The sequence below is a fragment of the Desulfosarcina sp. genome, assembly GCF_046496365.1.
GTDB lineage: Bacteria > Desulfobacterota > Desulfobacteria > Desulfobacterales > Desulfosarcinaceae > Desulfosarcina.
This window is the reverse complement of record NZ_JAWOHB010000156.1, coordinates 62876-79734: the sequence shown is the minus strand read 5'-3', so window position 1 is coordinate 79734 and position 16859 is coordinate 62876. Positions and strand designations below refer to the sequence as shown.

General features: G+C 54.8%; 17 protein-coding genes. 9 read left to right on the top strand and 8 right to left on the bottom strand.

Annotated features, from left to right (window positions below; translation table 11 throughout):
• Positions 1-10: 10 nt before the first annotated feature.
• From ccsB to R6V78_RS15720, 3 genes are read right to left on the bottom strand one after another with little or no spacing between them, the layout of a single operon-like run.
• A complete protein-coding gene (gene ccsB / locus R6V78_RS15730) occupies positions 11-832 on the bottom strand; it encodes a c-type cytochrome biogenesis protein CcsB (RefSeq protein WP_410290326.1) in 822 nt (273 codons plus the stop codon).
• A 1-nt stretch (position 833) separates the two neighbouring features.
• On the bottom strand, positions 834-1511 hold the full coding sequence (locus tag R6V78_RS15725) for a bifunctional precorrin-2 dehydrogenase/sirohydrochlorin ferrochelatase (protein ID WP_410290325.1): 678 nt from the start codon (positions 1509-1511) through the stop codon (positions 834-836).
• A 9-nt stretch (positions 1512-1520) separates the two neighbouring features.
• Positions 1521-2291: an MBL fold metallo-hydrolase gene (locus R6V78_RS15720; protein ID WP_410290324.1), complete on the bottom strand. Its 771-nt coding sequence runs from the start codon at positions 2289-2291 to the stop codon at positions 1521-1523.
• A 384-nt stretch (positions 2292-2675) separates the two neighbouring features.
• On the opposite strand from R6V78_RS15720, the gene R6V78_RS15715 reads away from it, so the two are divergent.
• The 8 genes from R6V78_RS15715 to R6V78_RS15680 all read left to right on the top strand — a co-directional run bounded on the left by R6V78_RS15715 (position 2676) and on the right by R6V78_RS15680 (position 7313).
• On the top strand, positions 2676-2942 hold the full coding sequence (locus R6V78_RS15715) for an AtpZ/AtpI family protein (protein WP_410290323.1): 267 nt from the start codon (positions 2676-2678) through the stop codon (positions 2940-2942).
• The gene (locus R6V78_RS15710; RefSeq protein ID WP_410290322.1) at positions 2917-3306 is read left to right on the top strand and encodes an ATP synthase subunit I; all 390 of its coding nucleotides are present in this window, start codon (positions 2917-2919) and stop codon (positions 3304-3306) included. The genes R6V78_RS15715 and R6V78_RS15710 overlap by 26 nt, the downstream gene beginning before the upstream one ends.
• A gap of 17 nt (positions 3307-3323) precedes the next feature.
• Entirely contained in the window at positions 3324-3998 is a 675-nt protein-coding gene (gene atpB, locus R6V78_RS15705) for a F0F1 ATP synthase subunit A (RefSeq protein WP_410290321.1), read from the top strand.
• Positions 3999-4976: an ATP synthase F0 subunit C gene (gene atpE, locus R6V78_RS15700; RefSeq protein WP_410290320.1), complete on the top strand. Its 978-nt coding sequence runs from the start codon at positions 3999-4001 to the stop codon at positions 4974-4976.
• A gap of 85 nt (positions 4977-5061) precedes the next feature.
• The gene (atpE, locus tag R6V78_RS15695; RefSeq protein WP_155305369.1) at positions 5062-5310 is read left to right on the top strand and encodes an ATP synthase F0 subunit C; all 249 of its coding nucleotides are present in this window, start codon (positions 5062-5064) and stop codon (positions 5308-5310) included.
• 98 nt (positions 5311-5408) lie between these two features.
• The gene (locus tag R6V78_RS15690) at positions 5409-5858 is read left to right on the top strand and encodes a hypothetical protein (RefSeq protein ID WP_410290319.1); all 450 of its coding nucleotides are present in this window, start codon (positions 5409-5411) and stop codon (positions 5856-5858) included.
• 2 nt (positions 5859-5860) lie between these two features.
• Entirely contained in the window at positions 5861-6439 is a 579-nt protein-coding gene (locus R6V78_RS15685) for a hypothetical protein (protein WP_410290318.1), read from the top strand.
• Between the two features lie 172 nt (positions 6440-6611).
• Positions 6612-7313, top strand: a complete 702-nt coding sequence (locus R6V78_RS15680; protein ID WP_410290317.1) for an AAA family ATPase — start codon at positions 6612-6614, stop codon at positions 7311-7313.
• Between the two features lie 50 nt (positions 7314-7363).
• Here R6V78_RS15680 and R6V78_RS15675 read toward each other — a convergent pair whose 3' ends face one another.
• The 4 genes from R6V78_RS15675 to clpB form a co-directional block, all read right to left on the bottom strand.
• On the bottom strand, positions 7364-9844 hold the full coding sequence (locus R6V78_RS15675) for a hypothetical protein (protein WP_410290316.1): 2481 nt from the start codon (positions 9842-9844) through the stop codon (positions 7364-7366).
• A 36-nt stretch (positions 9845-9880) separates the two neighbouring features.
• A complete protein-coding gene (locus R6V78_RS15670; RefSeq protein ID WP_410290315.1) occupies positions 9881-10633 on the bottom strand; it encodes an FHA domain-containing protein in 753 nt (250 codons plus the stop codon).
• 27 nt (positions 10634-10660) lie between these two features.
• On the bottom strand, positions 10661-11512 hold the full coding sequence (locus R6V78_RS15665) for a PP2C family protein-serine/threonine phosphatase (RefSeq protein WP_410290314.1): 852 nt from the start codon (positions 11510-11512) through the stop codon (positions 10661-10663).
• A 172-nt stretch (positions 11513-11684) separates the two neighbouring features.
• A complete protein-coding gene (gene clpB / locus R6V78_RS15660) occupies positions 11685-14267 on the bottom strand; it encodes an ATP-dependent chaperone ClpB (RefSeq protein ID WP_410290313.1) in 2583 nt (860 codons plus the stop codon).
• Positions 14268-14561: 294 nt separating this feature from the next.
• On the opposite strand from clpB, the gene R6V78_RS15655 reads away from it, so the two are divergent.
• The gene (locus R6V78_RS15655; RefSeq protein ID WP_410290312.1) at positions 14562-15458 is read left to right on the top strand and encodes a hypothetical protein; all 897 of its coding nucleotides are present in this window, start codon (positions 14562-14564) and stop codon (positions 15456-15458) included.
• On the opposite strand, the gene R6V78_RS15650 is transcribed toward R6V78_RS15655, so the two are convergent.
• The gene (locus R6V78_RS15650; RefSeq protein ID WP_410290311.1) at positions 15455-16687 is read right to left on the bottom strand and encodes a PLP-dependent aminotransferase family protein; all 1233 of its coding nucleotides are present in this window, start codon (positions 16685-16687) and stop codon (positions 15455-15457) included. The two genes, R6V78_RS15655 and R6V78_RS15650, sit on opposite strands and share 4 nt — an antisense overlap.
• Positions 16688-16859 lie beyond the last annotated feature (172 nt).

Genomic DNA, 16859 nt, shown 5'->3' with positions numbered 1-16859 from the left:
TGTTGTCGGTCTACCTGGCCGTGAAAGTTCCGTGGTGCCCCTGCAGTAGAAAGTTTACACCCAAAAAGGTAAAGAGCAGGACGCCGAATCCAATGATGGCCATGACGGCCGCCCGCCGTCCACGCCATCCGACTGTCAGCCGTTCATGGAGCATTGCCGCGTAGAACAGCCAGGTGATGGCGGACCAGACTTCCTTGGGATCCCAGCTCCAGAAACGCCCCCAGATCGCTTTGGCGTAAACAACACCGGTAATCAATCCGATGGTGATCATCGAAAAACCAACCACGATGCAAGCGTATCCGCTGGTGTCCAATAGGTCCAATGACGGTAGTCTGCTGAAGAAAAAACCGCGGTTTTTCTGTTTGATGGCGTTTTCCTGAAGCAGATACAACAGACCCAGGCCGCAGGCCAGGGCAAAGGCCGCGTTGCCTATAAAGATGGTGATGATATGGGCGGCCAGCCACCAGCTTTTAAACAGCTGAGGATCCTGGGCGACCGGTGTGGGCATCTGATAGGCGGCGATCATTATCAGCACAATCAGCGGCGCGGCGTAGATACCCAGTATTTTAAGTTTATACTTCAAGGACAAGGCCAGAAATACAGCGGCAAGGGCCCAACCGGTAATAGACAGCGTCTCATGGAGGTTGTTCACCGGAAAGTGGCCCGACCGGACCCCCCCGACTGCCAGAAAGATTGTGTGCAGCGCGAAGCCAAGCGTCATCAGTCCGGCCGCCATCCGTTGAAGGGCGCCTTTCTGGAAAAAGAGATAGCCGAAATAGCAGGCGCAGCTGCACATGTAGGTGATGGTGGTGATGATGAAAACAGGCTCCATTTTATTTCCCGGGATTTCGGTTGGATGGCATCAACTGGTCGAAGCGGTATCCGGCGCCCAGAACATGCTCCAGTAATTGATCGATCCGGGCCGTCTTTTTGTCTTTGATCAGCGTCAGCAGATCTCCCGCAATCAGCTTTTCGAAAAGGGGTTTGTGCGCCTCCGGCGCATGGGCTTCGGCCAGCAGTTTGGCTCGGATGGCTCCCATCAGATCCAGCAGGGTGCCGTATTCGGGGCCGAACTGGGTTTCAAGACGCTTGCGGATATGTTTGGCAAAAGCGGGGCTTTTGCCGGCGGTGGAAATCGCCAAAACAAAATCACCGCGCTGCACAATGGCCGGAAGAATGAAATTGCAGATCTCCGGCCGGTCGGCAATGTTGCACAGCAGGTTGTGGCGCTCTGCATCGGCATTGATCTGACGGTTCAGGGTTTGGTCGTCGGTGGCCCCAATAACCAGGAACATACCTTCCACATCCGATGATCGATAGGGGCGCTGTTCCAGAATGATCGATTTTTCAGCGGCCAATTGCACGAGCGTGGGAGAGGCCTCGGGACTGACTACAGTTACCACCGCACCACACGTGATCAGGGTGTCGACCTTGTGGGTCCCCACCCGCCCACCGCCGACTACCAGGCATCGCCGGTCGCGTATGTCAAGATTTATCGGGTAATACCGCATCCATGCACCTTAAAGGGTAAACGTCATCCTATCTTCGGCCAGCACAATCTCACCACTATAGGTGCTGCGGCACTGATTTTCAATATCGGCGCCTTCGCATGCCGGATAAAAATGGGTCAGAACCAGGCGCCTGACGCCCGCCGCCTGGGCAATTTTCCCGGCAAGCGAGGGGGTCAGGTGGCCATCGACTTTTTGATCATCGGGAAAGGCTGATTCGCAGATCATCAGATCGGCACCGGCGGCAATGGCAATCAGCCCTTCGCAGAAATCGCTGTCCCCGGAATAGACCAGCACTTTGCCTGCGGCATCGACAATGCGATAAGCCAGGCTTTCCGGTCGGTGGGCGACCGGCATAGCGGAAACGGCAAATGAAGGGCCAGCGAAGTGATCAGCCTTTAGCGTATCGAGTTCGACCACGGTGAACCGATCGGCCGGCAGCGCGATCCAATGACCGTAAACCGCCTTTAGGCGTTCATAAAATGCGTTAAATCCCCGCCCCGCCACAAGGGTCAGGGGCAGTTTTTGACATGCCGGTGCCGGATATTTCAAGGCGAACAGAAACGAGGCCAGTTCGCCGCTGTGGTCCGGATGGAAATGACTGAGGAAGATATGCGAAATATCGAATATGGCGACACCGACTTCCAGCAGGCGGCGCATGGTCCCGGGTCCGCAGTCAAAGAGCAGGTTTTGCGCACCGGTTTGCATTAAAAATGAGCACGGGCCGCGGTCCAGCGAAGGCACGCAGGTTCCCGAACCCAGGATGGTGATCAGGCTTTGCATGGTCGGTCTGTTTCCCTTAAAAAGTGGGTCAAGCCGTTAACTTGCCATGTTATGATGAACCCGAAAAGAATTCAACCACAAGATATCCGAAAAAAATTAGCCCTACGAAGCGATTCCACCGGCATCGGATCGCTTGATCTGATTGGCGGATCAATCATGGCGCTTGACATTGTTGAAAGCTTTTTGCTATCTCTGCCGCTATTCGAAAAAATATTATTAAAATCCAACCGGCGCAGTAATTTATGTTCAACCGAACGCCGGTATCGATTCGCGCCAATTGCCTCAAGTGCCCATGCGTTTTAATCGCTTATCCAGGACCCGGTCCGATCTGACGACCGCTGGCGGATGAAAAGGACGCATGATGCATCAACACGGAAACACTGATTGTTCGACTACAAAAAAAACAGGGACTGGGCCGAGAACCTGACCATTGTCATGCAGCTGGGGCTGACCATGGCCGGCTGCATCGTCTTTTGTTTTTTTGTGGGGCATTTTTTAGATAAATGGCTGGGGTTTCGGGGGCTATTCACCACGGTTTTCCTTCTCCTGGGCATTGTCGGCGGCGCCAACGTCTGTTATCGACAAATATTGGAAATCACAGAGCCGAAAGACAAGGCAGGTCCTGATGGAAACGGACACAACGGTCCTTGACCTACAAAAAAAATACGGCTCGCGGGCGTTGGTCCTGGCTATTGGTGCCGGTCTTCTTTTTTTAGCCTTGGGCCAAAAAGAGGTTTGCCGTGGATTGGTGCTTGGCGGGGTGTTCAGCGCCGTCAATTTTGCGCTCATGGGTCAGGCGCTGCGCTTCCGCCTCAACGACAATCGCAAGGCGGCTATCCGGCGATCGCTACTTTCCCTGCTGGTGCGATATGCACTGCTGGCGATGCCGCTCGTTTTGGCCGTGGAGTCTGACCGGTTTAATTTTCCAGCCACGGCAGCGGGTCTGTTCATGGTTCAGCTGGTGATCATGATCGAACATGGTTCCCGGTTGATTTTCGCTGCTGTCAAACACTGAACCAAGGACGACGATACATGGGAGAACTCGGAAGAATTCATCAGTTGATCATACCGGTTTTCGGCTATTCCATGACTTTCAACCTCGAGGTCATCCTCATGACCTGGATCGCATTTTTGGTGATTGTCGCGCTGGGTTTTTTAACGGTGCGCAAACGGGGCATGGTGCCGGAATCCATGCAGGTGTTTGGAGAGCTGCTGGTTTCCAATCTCTACAAACTGACGGAAGACGCCTTGGATAAGGAGATGGCCAAAAAGTACGGACCCCTGATCTGTGCGCTTTTTCTGTTCCTGCTGGTATCCAATTGGCTGGGGATCGTTCCTCACCTGGATGAACCCACCAAGGACCTCAACACCCCCTTGAGCTTCGGCCTGATGGGTTTTGTCATCGCCCATGTCGCGGGGATACGGAAAAAAGGGTTTAAAAACTATGCCAGCGAATATTTCCAGCCAATCTTTTTCATGGCTCCGTTGAATATCATCGGCGAGGCTGCCAAGATCGTATCCATATCCTTCCGTCTGTTCGGCAATATCATGGGAGGGTCGATCATCATTCTTGTGGTCTCTTATCTGACTTACGGCATCCTGCTGCCGCCTTTTCTTTACGCATTTTTCGGCATGTTCGTGGGAACCATTCAGGCGTTTGTTTTTACAATGTTGACGGTTGTATACATCTCAGTCCAGGTGAAATAGATGATGGATCTCGATGTTCAGGCCTGGGTTAAGGTCGCCGCGTTTGCCGGGGGGGGTATTGCCATGGGGCTGGGTGCGGTCGGCGCCGCCATCGGCGAAGGGTATACCGCAGCCCAGGCGAATCTGGCCGTTTCCAGAAACCCGAAGATTTCCGGGGAGATATTCAAAAATATGCTGGTGGGGCAGGCGGTAGCCGAATCAGCCTCCATTTTTGCCCTGGTGGTCGCTATCCTGCTTTTGTTCATGGACAAGGGAAATCCAACGCTGCTCAAGGCGGCCGCCCTTTTCGGCGCCGGTGTCAGTATGGGATTCGGGGCCATCGGTTCGGGTGTCGGGTCCGGGTTTCCCGGCGGCCAGGCTTGCCTGGGGATTTCCCGCCAGCCAGCGGTGTCCAATAAGCTCACCACCAACATGCTTATCGGATCCGCCGTTTGCCAGACCCCGGCGATCTTTTCCATGGTGGTGGCCCTGATGCTTCTGTTTATGGATTTTTCCAAGGCACCCCTTCATCCAACGTGGGCTGCGCTGGTGGGGGCCGGTCTGAGTACGGGGCTGGCTGCCATCGGCTCCGGATACGGCGGCGGCATGGCTGCCGGGGCCAGCTGCGAGGGGGTGTCCCGTCAGCCGGAGGCGGTGGGGAACGTCACAACCATTATGCTGGTGGGCCAGGCCGTGGCCCAGACACCATCTATTTTCGGATTGCTGGTGAGTTTTATCCTGATGTTCAAAACCTTTCCCGAATCCATGCAGCTGCAAACAGCCATGGCACTGCTTAGTGCAGGTCTTTGCACCGGCCTTGGCGGCATTGGACCGGGTGTGGGCAACGGCATGGCAGCGGAAGGCGCCGTTCGCTGGGTGGCCCGCAACGTCACACATGCGGCGGATCTCATGCGGATCATGCTGGTGGGGCAGGCGGTCTCCCAGTCCACGGCCATTTATGCGATGGTGGTCAGCCTGGTTTTGATCTTTGTCCTGTAGCTTTACTATTTTAGCGACGCGTTGGTCCTTGAAAATTCGGATTTTCAACTACACGATGATAAAACGGTAACGGAGGAGGCGTATCATGGCCATCGAAGGTGCAGACATTGTAAAAGCGGCAGCATTTTTAGGCGCAGGTATTTCCATGGGCTTAGGCGCAATCGGCCCCGGTGTGGGCGAAGGAATGGTGGCCGCCAAAGCGTGCGAGGCCATCGGCAAGAACCCCAAGGAGGCAGGACTGTTGACCCGAACCATGCTGGTGGGCCAAGCGGTCTCCGAATCAACCGGCATCTACTCCCTGGTTATCGCTTTGTTGCTGCTGTTTGTGGTTTAGCGGACCATCACCGTCGCCGGTATTTTCGGATCCGTCTCAACCTGCCGTCCGGGCATTAAAATCATGCAACGGCAATTATTCAACAAAGAGCATCCACCATGGAAATTATTGCGACCAACGCGTTGATCAGTATCAATGAGACCGTTGTTGTCCAGCTGGTCTCCTTCCTGATCTTTCTCTATATCATGAACCGGATTATGTTCCGTCCACTGCTCAGTACCATTTCCCAGCGGAAGGAGCTAATTGCCGATTTCCATAAAGATATCATTTCAGGGAAAGAAGACCTGGTTCAGTTAGGCAAAGATCTTGATCGCGAGCAGGCCAAAATCATCCAAGAAACCCATAAGGTCGTTCTTTCTCTTGAAACCGAGGGGGATCAGCGGGCCATGGATATTTTGGAAGAAGTCCGGCAACAGATTTCAGAATTGAGGCATGAAACGGAGGACCGGATAAAAGATCAGGTACGGCAGGCTCGGGTGGAATTGGCCGGGGAGGTGGAGGCCGTTACCCTGACAATCATGGAAAAAGTGCTTCATCGGAGGCTGTAATCATGAGGTTGACTGGAAGATCCGGTACGCTGTGCGTCATGATCCTGTTTGTGGGCGTTTATGTGCTTGCGCTTCCTGAAGCGGCCCAGGCCGCAGACCCCCAATGGAGACCTACCTACGACTTGGCCATGCGCTGGGTCAACTTTATCATCCTTGTCGCCGTGATTGTAAAATATGCCAGAGAACCCATTAAGGATTTTTTAAAGCTGCAAAAAAGCGACATTGTTGATAAAATTGGCGAACTGGAAGCCGAGAAAGCCAAGATTGTCAGCCAAATCAAGGAAGTAAAGCAGAAAGGGGCGGAAAGCCGGACCCATTTCCAGGAACTGAAGGCGCGATTGATTGCCCAGGGAGAAACCCGCAAGCAGCAGATCGTGGAACAGGCCAGGCAACAAAGTAAAATCATGCTGGAAGAGACCCGGCGTAAAATGGAGAACCGGATCACCCAATCCAAGGCCGGCCTCCAAATGGAGCTGCTGGACATGGCCATCGATCAGGCAAAGGCAAAACTGCCGGACATCATGACCGCTGGAGACGCTCAGCAACTGTTGGATGATTACATGCGCGGTCTTCACGCCTGAACGAATGCGTGTCTCGCCCACGCAACTATCCTTTAATACCCTTTAACCGGTCATGCTTTGCGGCTTGACAGCGTTATTGTTTTTCCTTAGGGAATCCTCGGTTCTACTTTCGTCAAAACAACTTCTATCAAGCGCTGTTTTTGGGCTTAACGGGCAGGACGGGACCGCGATCATGGAAAAAAATTCCTCCATCGAAACATTTATTACGGATCAGATCGAAAAGTGGAAAAAAAAGACCCAAACCCATGTGCCGGTGATTACCATCTCTTCAGAACCGGGCAGCGGGGGGCGGAAAATTGCCCAGGGACTGGCCAAACGGCTCAATATCGACCTGTTTGATCGGGAAGTCGTCAAGGCAATTGCCGAAAGCGCCCACATCAGTGGTGCTGTGATTGAAACCATGGAAAAAGATCGCCTTTCCGGCATCCAGGATTTTATTTCGTCCCTGGTTAACGACCGCTATTTATGGCCAGGCGTTTACCTGGAACATCTGATGAAAGTGGTTGCCGCAATTGCCAGCCATGGCAATTCCATTATTGTTGGCCGAGGGGCTAACTTTCTGATACCGCATGAAAAACGTTTGAGCGTCCGGATTATTGCGCCGCTGGACTCCCGGGTGAATAACGTGGCCGAAGAGTTTGGCGTGACCCGTGACGAGGCCAAGCGGCGGGTAATCAATCGGGAAAATCGACGATCCGCATTTATTCGTCAGTCCTTTAATGCCGATGTATCCGATCCGCACAATTACGATTTGGTGGTCAACACCAAAAAACTGAACATCGACGCTGCCTTGGGTGCGGTGGTCGGCATGGTGGTCGGTAGCAAAGACGTCGTGATAAAAAAACCGGCGGAATCCAAAGCCAAAAGGAAATGAGGGTTGCCCCCGTCAGGCCGCATGCCGAAATCCACGGCGAGGATTCCGAATTAATTGTCGTTTAAAATGGTTGAAACCATTGAGCGGTTTTCCATCACCGCTGCTTGTTGATCGGGTACGCCGGCTGCTGCGGGCAGCGCATTCCAGCGTGACTTGTACATGGCCCTGAAGGCAATCTGGAACATGGCTTCGATCAGGGTGTAGGCGGAAACGGTATGGGGTGGATGGGTAAAAGTGGCCATCGCCCTGCGTTTTTCAGATTCCCCCTGTTTCAATCGATTCAGATTATTCAAGAACGCCACCATCTGGGGTGCCACCTGGTGATGCTGCGTCGGAAGTTGGGCCCTGTTGTCCCACCGGGCCACCTGTTTGACAATGGCATCGCTGGATGCTTCTGTAAGAAACCGCCTGTTTTTTTCACTTTTGAAAAGGGGAGATAACGAAACATGTTTGCGAATTGCCAACCGCAGGCACGCTGCTTCCCTCTCCAGTTCCACGTTGATTGATGCGGCCATGGTTTCGGGAACCGAAAGGTTCAGATTGTTCAATACCTCGGAAAATGACACCAGGTGGGTTTTGACGTCCGTTGCTGCCGCCGACCAGAAATTCTGGCTCATGGCCTTGACGGTTGTTTCATCGGGGTCTGATCGGTCGCGGCTGGATTTGAGGATCTTCAATATTCCCGGGAAAGAACGGGCTGCGCGTGTAAAAAGGTTTCTGCCGGTGATTGCCTTGAAGATAATAGCGATGGAGGCATACCAGTCCTGAAAATGGAGGGCTTCCTCCAGGTTCCCGAAATAGGCGGCAAGGGTTCTGTTTTTCAACAAGTGCAACGGTGTGGCATATAGGGGCGTCCCCCCGAGAAGGGGCTGGGTGAGGGAGCCGTCCCGTGTGGGAATCAGTGAGGAGGCCGTCTCCACATCGATGACACCGATCGAAAATAAGTTTGAATTTTGCAGAAATACTGGATAGTTGTCCGGGTCGGCGTCTAAAAATAAATTGTCCGGCTTCAAGTCCCTCAGCGCAATGCGCTTTTCTTTGAGCAGGCAGAGCAGGCGCAGCACATTCGACGCAATATTTTCGATCGGCTGCCGGCTTTTTAAAAAAGTTTTTTTCTCCAGCTGTGACTTCAATAGCCGAAACAGGTCGTCGACATTTTTCTGATTGGAATTGAAAACAGTGCAAAAGCTATTTTCGATTCGGGACAGCAGTGCGTCATCAATCTCCTTCTCCTGCTGATTGAGTTTTTCTCCGGCGATAGTATCGAGAAACCAGTTTTTAATCTGAAAGGTGTGGATCTTTGTCCCATGGCCCGACGCCTTGATAATGCGCCTGGCCTGGGTTTCACACAGCCGGTAAAGGGTTTGAAGCCCTTCAAACACGGGCAGGGAATCCAACCCATAGCGGGCGGTGAAGGCCTCCTGGTCCCAGGCCGCTTCGGGCGCCTCCCGAATTTCGTCACCGGGTTTGTCCTTGGATTCGTGCAGTTCGCCGATGACGCGCCCTAAAAAAAAGCTGTTGGACAGTTCCATGAAAAAAGCAAAACGGCCTCCGATTTTCAGGTATTCCTGATATTCGGGTCTCTCTTCAACCATTCGGATATATTGTTTTTCCAGCTGCTCCCGGGTGAGGCTGGATTCATAGGGAAGCTGCTTGACCTTATTGAGGATCACCGACACCATGGGGACGATGCATGCGATCGGTGCAAGGTGTGCGGCGATCTGCACTTCTTTGCGGATGTCCCTGACATACTTTTCCATGTCGGTGATTGGCACCGGCGGTATCTTTACCACCATATGGGTATCATAAATGACATAAAAACATTTGCTCTTGCTGCCGGTTTCTTCCCCCAACGGTCCGATAGACATTCGCCGGGTCAGCCAGTCGCCGCCGCTTTTGACGCCCAATTCGAAAATTTTCGTCTTGCGCATCACCGAGGCGGTGGTCATGGAAAATCGACCTGGAGCATCTTTTGAAAGACCGTTTTGAAGCTTGTACAGTTCGAGGAAAAACATGGCGATATCCCGCAGGTCAGAGGATTCCTGGCCCTTGTGGGGAGAGTGGCGCATCTCACCGGCTGTCAATGGCGATCCCTCTCCGGTCGATGCCGGGAGTTTGGCTGCATTCAAGCTGGCGGCAAGCATCAGGGTCAGCTTCATGATCCCGGCGGCCACGGAAAGGATGAATAAAAAAAACAGCAGTCGACTGTCGACTGCGCGGATTATTTTCGCTTCGATGCCCAGGCTTGCTGCAATCCATTGCTTGTTTCGGTCGATGATCTCCAGTAGGGAGGTTTTTTGGCTAACCTGGATCGATCCGACGGAGGCAACGTCATCTTTCATGAACATGCCGCTTTTCCCACCCGCTTCGTAAAAGACAAACTGGTCCGACCGGCTGACACTGTCAGCCAGCACCGGTTCCCCGCCCCGGATATAAATGACCTGCCTTTCCAGGGTAACGTCAATTTTAAAAAATGAGATCATGGCGGCAAAAAGCGCTGAACATGCAACCACAACAATCCATTTTTTCATAGCATCCACATTCGTTTCATTCACTTATCCGGGCAGTCACCGATAGGATGATGAGAGATCACTTGAGGCGTATTGGAGCACCACCGCACCGATTTTTATCACGTCCATGTCTTTCAGGCGGACCGGCCCCCGGATCGTCTGGGAATTGACTTTCGGTTTAATCCAGCCGCCGACGCCGCTGATGTAGTGGTGTTGGGGGGTTTTGCTTATGGCCGCAGCCGGGTCTCCGGCAAGGAAGGCAAACAAACCGGGGATGACGATATCGCAACGGTGGGTCCTGCCGATGGTAACCAGGCTTTTAGCCAGGTCGAACCGGCCGTTTCCGCCGGCCAGAAAAGCCACATATGCCTGTGATTCGGGGATTTCGGGAATGTCTCCGCTTTCGGTCAGCATGCGACGGTAGACTTCCGTGTCCATGAACATGGTGTGGTCCGGGCCCGGATCACCCGGTAATGCAGAGGTTTTCAGTCCACCCTGTTCGAGTCGCGGTCTCGGTCTACCGCGGTCCAGAAAAACCAGCGTGTGTTTGCCGATCGTGATCACGTCCCCGTTTTTGAGAATCGCCTGCTCGACGGTCAATCCGTTTAAAAAGGTACCATTTTTACTGTTGGTGTCCTTGAGGATGAATCGGTTGGCGTCTTTGAGGATGACGGCATGGTTTCCAGAAACCGCATAATTGTCAATGACCAGATGGTGGTTCGGGTTTCTGCCGATGGAAAGGGTGTCGATTCGGTCAAGGGCGAACTCTTTGATCGTCCGGTCCTTGAACTTGACGAGCAGTCTGATCATTTGGCAGCCTTTTAAAAGAGACAACGCTCAGAAGCGTTTGTGGGCACTGAAAAGGGAGCCAGCCCATGCCCGAAAAGCGCCAAGCCGTCCAAACAGGCGTTTGGCTGAATCCCCGTTTACGGATTTTACGCGCACCACGATCACGGTAATATTATCCTCGCCACCTCTTTGGTTGGCAAGGCCCGTCAGCTTACTGCAGGCCGCTTCCGAATCATTCCGGCAGGCCAGATCCCGGATCTCTTCCCTGGAAATCTTGCCGCTCAAGCCGTCGCTGCAAAGCACGATGATGTCCTGTGAAAAACACGGTGTTTCCACGAGATCCACACCGACTTCAGGCCGAATGCCAACCGCCCGGGTAAGGATATGCGCCAACTTGCCGCTGGAAAACCGGCCTTCCAGCGACTTGGGCACTTTTTTTCTTTCGTGAAACAGGGTGTGGGGGGTGTAAAGGTCCTCGATTTCCCCGTTTCGCAGCAGATAAATGGGGCTGTCGCCCACATTGGCAGTTATGATGGAATTGCCGGCAAGGTAGAGCGCAGAAACGGTGGTTCCCATTCCCCGGCAGGTCGAATCCTTGACGGACTGTGAGTAGATCTTCTGATTGGCCAGAAAGATGCTTTGGCGAAGTTGTTTGGCGGCTTCACTCTGGGGCTCCTCGGCTGGGGACATGTCTTTGTCCGACGATTGCCCGATCCCGTTCACAATGAATGTTTCGATGGTGTCCACGGCAATTCGGCTGGCAACGCCGCCGCAGCGATGCCCGCCCATGCCATCCGCCACGACATAGAGCCCAGCCGGTTCGTTGAGCAGCAAGCAATCTTCATTTGCTTTGCGGACTTTTCCGATATCACTGAAACCAGCGCTCTGAACAGTCAACATGATTGGCCCCTTTTGCTCTTAAAAACAATAAATTGGGCCTATTGTCAAGCTAAACAGTGGTTTTGTCGGGGATTGAAAAGTCCGTTGACCAACGTCATGGAAGTGTCTTTCGCGTATCATATAGCCACGATTCATCGATCCCAAGCAGGGCCATGTCGTTCATGCAATCGAATCACACTTGCCGGAACACGATTCGCTCCCCTTCCGCCTCGGCGCTGAGCTTGGTGCCTTCGCGTATCTTGCCTTCCAGGATTTCCATTGCCAGGGGGTTCTCGATCTGCCGCTGGATCACCCGCTTCAATGGCCGTGCACCGTAGACCGGATCGTAGCCCTGGCGGGCGATGAGATCGCGGGCTGAACCGGAGAGAATCAGTTCGATATTCTGCTCGGCCAGTCGGTCGGACAGGCGCCCGATCTGGATGTCAACGATTTTACCGATCTGGTCCGGTTCCAGGTTCAAGAAAATGATGGTCTCGTCGATGCGGTTGAGGAACTCCGGCTTGAAGCTGGCGCGCAGGGCCCCGGTGACCCGGCGCGCCATCTCCTCGCGGTCACGGCCGCCCAGCTCCTGAATGTACTGGCTGCCCACGTTGGAGGTCATGATGATGATGGTGTTCTTAAAATCCACCGTTTTGCCATGGCCGTCGGTCATGCGGCCGTCGTCGAGGATCTGAAGCAGGACGTTGAATACCTCGGGATGGGCCTTTTCAATTTCATCGAACAGGACCACCGCATAGGGCCGCCGCCGCACCGCCTCGGTGAGGTAGCCCCCCTCGTCGTAGCCCACATAGCCGGGAGGGGCGCCGATGAGGCGCGACACCGAATGCTTCTCCATGAATTCGGACATATCTATGCGCACCATGGCCTGCTCGGAATCAAAGATGAACTGCGCCAGGGCCTTGGCCAGTTCGGTCTTGCCCACACCGGTGGGCCCCATGAAGATGAACGAGCCGATGGGCCGGTTGGGATCCTGAAGGCCTGAACGCGCCCGGCGCACCGCATTGGAAACAGCCTGGATGGCCTCTTCCTGGCCGATGACACGTTCGCCGAGGCGCTGCTCCATCTTGACGAGCTTCTGGCGCTCGCCTTCCAGCATGCGACTCACCGGAATGCCGGTCCAGCGGGAAATTACCTCGGCGATGTCCTCGTCATCGACCTCTTCCTTGAGCATTTTTTTGTCGATTTGCAGGGCTTCCAGTTCCTTTTTGGCCTGCTCCAGTTGCGCCTTCAGTTCATTGCTCCTGCCATAGCGCAGCTCGGCCACCCTTGCCAGGTTGCCCTCGCGTTCGGCCCGCTGCTCTTCGATGCCCGACTGTTCCTGTTCCCCCTTGATTTTACGGATGGCCTGGATCAGGCGCTTTTCCTCCTCCCAGTGGTTTTTCATGCCGGCGATCTGGGCGCGCATGGCTTCCAGGGCGTCCTCCAGCTTAGCCAGCCGCTCCCGTGAGGCCGGGTCGGACTCCTTTTTGAGGGCTTCGCGTTCGATCTCCGCCTGGAGGATCTTGCGCTGGATTTCGTCGATCTCCACGGGCATGGAGTCAATTTCGATGCGCAGTTTGGAGGCGCACTCGTCAATAAGGTCGATAGCCTTGTCCGGCAGAAATCGGTCGGCGATATAGCGGTGGGACAGGGCCGCTGCGGCCACGATGGCCGAATCCTTGATGCGCACGCCGTGGTGCACCTCGTATTTTTCCTTGAGTCCCCGCAGGATGGAGACGGTGTCTTCGACGCTGGGTTCACGCACCAGCACCGGCTGGAACCGTCGCTCCAGGGCCGCGTCCTTCTCGATATATTTGCGGTACTCGTTCAAGGTGGTGGCGCCCACGCAGCGCAGCGTCCCGCGGGCCAGGGCGGGTTTTAGCATGTTGGAGGCGTCCATGGCGCCTTCGCTGGCCCCGGCCCCCACCAGGGTGTGCAACTCGTCGATGAACAGGATCACTTCGCCTTCGGCTTTTTCCACCTCCTTGAGCACGGCCTTGAGGCGGTCTTCGAACTCCCCGCGGTATTTGGCGCCGGCAATCAGGGCGCCCATGTCCAGGGCCACCAGCCGTCGGTTTTTCAGGCTTTCGGAAACATCTCCGGCCACAATGCGCTGGGCCAGGCCTTCTACGATGGCGGTCTTGCCCACACCGGGCTCGCCGATGAGCACCGGGTTGTTCTTGGTCCGGCGTGAAAGCACCTGCACGATGCGCCGAATTTCGTCGTCCCGACCGATCACCGGATCCAGTTTTCCGCTGCGGGCCATATCGGTCAAATTACGGCTGAATTTCTTGAGGGCTTCATATTTTTCCTCGGGGTTTGGATCGGTGATCCGCTGGTTGCCGCGGATCTCCATGAGTACCTTCAATATGACGTCCCGATTCACCCCGGATGCGGACAGGATTCGGGATGCCTCGCCTGCCTGCTTGTCGCACAGGGCCAGCAGAATGTGTTCGATGCTGGTGTATTCGTCCTTCATCCTGCCGGCTTCTGTAAACGCCGCTTCGAGGACCGCCTTGGCGTGGGTTGACATATACACATCCCCCCCCCCGCTGACCTTGGGCAGTCGATCAATGGCCTTGGCGGCGGCGCTGGCGATACTGTCACCGGAGGCACCCACCCGTTGGAATACAGATCGGGCGACGCCATCCTTTTCGTCCAACATGGCCGCCAGGAGGTGCAGCGGTTCGATCTGTTGATTGCCGTGGGTGGATGCCAGGGTCTGGGCGTTCTGGATTAATTCCTGTGATTTCAGGGTAAACCGTTCGAACCGCATCGGCGCCTCCTTTGGTGGACAATGGGTATAGTTGGTTTCTGGTCTGTATTTTGCAAATCCAACATAAACATTGCCAAGATGATGTCAAACACTTGAAATACAATGATTTCGAATCCAATGTGATCCAATCGTGCGGCATAATATGAAATGCACCGATGCGGCAATGCAGGCTAACCCTTGACGCCAAAAAGTGGTTGTGCCAAAAGTCTGAAGAAAAAAAGTGGGATCGGATACCTTGGGTTTGGGGTGGGTCCATGCGGATCGTCAATTGAAAAAATTCTGGAAGGCGTGTCGATGGCCGGTTTTGTTCCTGTTCGTTTGAACCAGTTCGTCAAGCAATACCTGCGCAACAACAAATTCGCCGACGGCGATGCGGTGCGTGCCGCCGTCGAAGACGCACTGGCCGCCCGGCGTCAGGGGGTCCGCTGCGCATGTGGCAACCCCCTATGGGTGGCAGGGTCCGCTGTTGCTGGATACGGCTGTTTTACCTGCATCACCGGATCGGCCGAACCGGACGGCGATCCTGAGATCGATACCGCCTTCGACGGTTTTTATTTTGAAGCGGATTACCCCGAAGACCGGATGGCCGTGGTGAGCGAGATCATCAAAAACCACCCTCGGGACTATCGGGAGCGGCTGGAGGAAGTCGGGTTTGAATGGCAGGATGATGAAGGTGACCAGCTTTATGCGCAAGAGGCCAGGGAAGAGCATGCGGCTGTACCCAAAACAAAAAACCAGCTGCGACTGATTCATTTCCTGGACCACGGTGGACGGCTCACCCGGCGAGTGCTGGATGCCTATCTGGAAGAACGCTATTCCGAAACATCCAATATCCCGTTGATCCGAAAATACTTTAAACTGGCCAATCCCAATTTGAAGGCCATTTTGCTCAAGGGGTTGGCGGATAACCCCACCGACCTGGATCTCCTGGACGACCTGTCCTATTTCAGCGAATTCGACAGCATGCTGGGAGAGCTGATTCACTATTACACCGATGCCTGCCTCAAGGAACCGGACCTGGAGCGCTTTTCCCAGCTGATCCAGGATTTTCACATGAACACCTATGACCAGGGGTATGACGCCCTTCAGGCGTTGAGCACGATTTTTCCATCCGGCACAAAAGGCGCTGTCATCCAGCAACTTTCCGAAACCATCGATGATTATGAGGAGGCGGAGGACAATTTCTTCTAGTCCCCATCAATCGATCGTGTCCGACCTCGGCTGCACATCTTTGTAACTGCGCATTCAAGAACTTCGCCTAAAATCCCAACCGCGCGGGTCAGTGTGGCTTCATCGGCCATGGTGTAGTTGAGCCGCATGGTGTGCCGGCCGTCTCCGGGGCGCGCGAAAAAGAAGGTGCCGGGGACAAAGGCCGTATTCCGGTTCACCGCCTTCTGATTGACCGCTTCCATGTCCATCCCGTCGGGTCCCTCCACCCAGACAAACATGCCGCCGTCCGGCGCAGTCCAGGTGAACGCATCCGGGAAAAAGCGCTTCATGGCATCAAGAAGAGCCTGTTGGCGCGGACGATACAGGGCGATGATGCGCGGCAGATGGCGTTTCAAATGTCCGCCGGTCAGGTATTCCGAAGCCAGGGCCTGATTGAAGGTACTCGTGTGCAGATCCACCCCCTGCTTGGCCAGGACCAGCCATTGCCGAATCAGGTCGGGCGCCAGGCAGAACCCCATGCGCAGTCCCGGTGCGAAGACCTTGGACAACGTGGAAATGTACACCACATGATCCGGAGCCAGGGTTTTGATCGGCGGCACTGATGTCCCCCGGTAGCGAAGGTCACCGTAAGGGTCGTCCTCCACCAGCAGGGTGTCGAACCGCTGGATGATGTCGGCGATGGCCCGGCGACGTTTCATCGGCAGGGTGCGTCCGGTGGGGTTCTGAAAGGTGGGCACCAGATAGATGAACTTCACGGGCTGCCGTGACAGGGCATCTGCCAATGCATCGGGCAGCATGCCCTGATCGTCGGTGCCGATTTGCACGTATGCCGGTTCGTAAGGGTTAAAGGCCTGCAAGGCGCCGAGGTAGGTGGGCGCTTCAAGGGCCACCTGGTCACCGGGGCTGATGAGTATTTTCCCCAGGCAGTCAAGCACTCCCTGTGACCCGCTGGCAATCAGGATGTGCTCCGCCGTCGCGGCGATGCCTTTATCGGCCAGGTAGTCCACCAGGGCCTCCCGCAGCGGTCGGAAACCTTCGGTGAGGTCATACTGGAAGGCGGCAGGTCCGAATTTATCCAGTACGGCTGCGGTCAGTTCACGGACCACCTCCATGGGAAAGCTTTCCGGCGCGGGGATACCGCCGGCTAAAGAAATCATGCCCGGCCGGGACACGACCTTGAGGATTTCGCGGATGGCGCTGGCACCCATGTTGCGGGTGCGGCGGGCCAGCCGATTTTCGAACGACGTCATGCTTTGTCTCCTTAAAAAAATAAGACCGGTTGGTATTTAAATGGGTTCGAGGATTCGAGGACCCCGGGGGCAAGCGTTCACAGGACTATTGTTTTCCATCTACTAAAAAAGCCGTAGCGCGCGTTCATTGACGGTGTTGGCTTTTTTCTTTCAGCCTTGTTTTTCCTCGGAC

What these genes read in the sequence shown, in the direction of transcription:
- ccsB (WP_410290326.1), bottom strand. Translation starts at nt 832, where the DNA reads ATGGAGCCTGTTTTCATCATCACCACCATCACCTACATGTGCAGCTGC.
- R6V78_RS15725 (WP_410290325.1), bottom strand. Translation starts at nt 1,511, where the DNA reads ATGCGGTATTACCCGATAAATCTTGACATACGCGACCGGCGATGCCTG.
- R6V78_RS15720 (WP_410290324.1), bottom strand. Translation starts at nt 2,291, where the DNA reads ATGCAAAGCCTGATCACCATCCTGGGTTCGGGAACCTGCGTGCCTTCG.
- R6V78_RS15710 (WP_410290322.1), top strand. Translation starts at nt 2,917, where the DNA reads ATGGAAACGGACACAACGGTCCTTGACCTACAAAAAAAATACGGCTCG.
- atpB (WP_410290321.1), top strand. Translation starts at nt 3,324, where the DNA reads ATGGGAGAACTCGGAAGAATTCATCAGTTGATCATACCGGTTTTCGGC.
- atpE (WP_410290320.1), top strand. Translation starts at nt 3,999, where the DNA reads ATGATGGATCTCGATGTTCAGGCCTGGGTTAAGGTCGCCGCGTTTGCC.
- atpE (WP_155305369.1), top strand. Translation starts at nt 5,062, where the DNA reads ATGGCCATCGAAGGTGCAGACATTGTAAAAGCGGCAGCATTTTTAGGC.
- R6V78_RS15690 (WP_410290319.1), top strand. Translation starts at nt 5,409, where the DNA reads ATGGAAATTATTGCGACCAACGCGTTGATCAGTATCAATGAGACCGTT.
- R6V78_RS15685 (WP_410290318.1), top strand. Translation starts at nt 5,861, where the DNA reads ATGAGGTTGACTGGAAGATCCGGTACGCTGTGCGTCATGATCCTGTTT.
- R6V78_RS15680 (WP_410290317.1), top strand. Translation starts at nt 6,612, where the DNA reads ATGGAAAAAAATTCCTCCATCGAAACATTTATTACGGATCAGATCGAA.
- R6V78_RS15675 (WP_410290316.1), bottom strand. Translation starts at nt 9,844, where the DNA reads ATGAAAAAATGGATTGTTGTGGTTGCATGTTCAGCGCTTTTTGCCGCC.
- R6V78_RS15670 (WP_410290315.1), bottom strand. Translation starts at nt 10,633, where the DNA reads ATGATCAGACTGCTCGTCAAGTTCAAGGACCGGACGATCAAAGAGTTC.
- R6V78_RS15665 (WP_410290314.1), bottom strand. Translation starts at nt 11,512, where the DNA reads ATGTTGACTGTTCAGAGCGCTGGTTTCAGTGATATCGGAAAAGTCCGC.
- clpB (WP_410290313.1), bottom strand. Translation starts at nt 14,267, where the DNA reads ATGCGGTTCGAACGGTTTACCCTGAAATCACAGGAATTAATCCAGAAC.
- R6V78_RS15655 (WP_410290312.1), top strand. Translation starts at nt 14,562, where the DNA reads ATGGCCGGTTTTGTTCCTGTTCGTTTGAACCAGTTCGTCAAGCAATAC.
- R6V78_RS15650 (WP_410290311.1), bottom strand. Translation starts at nt 16,687, where the DNA reads ATGACGTCGTTCGAAAATCGGCTGGCCCGCCGCACCCGCAACATGGGT.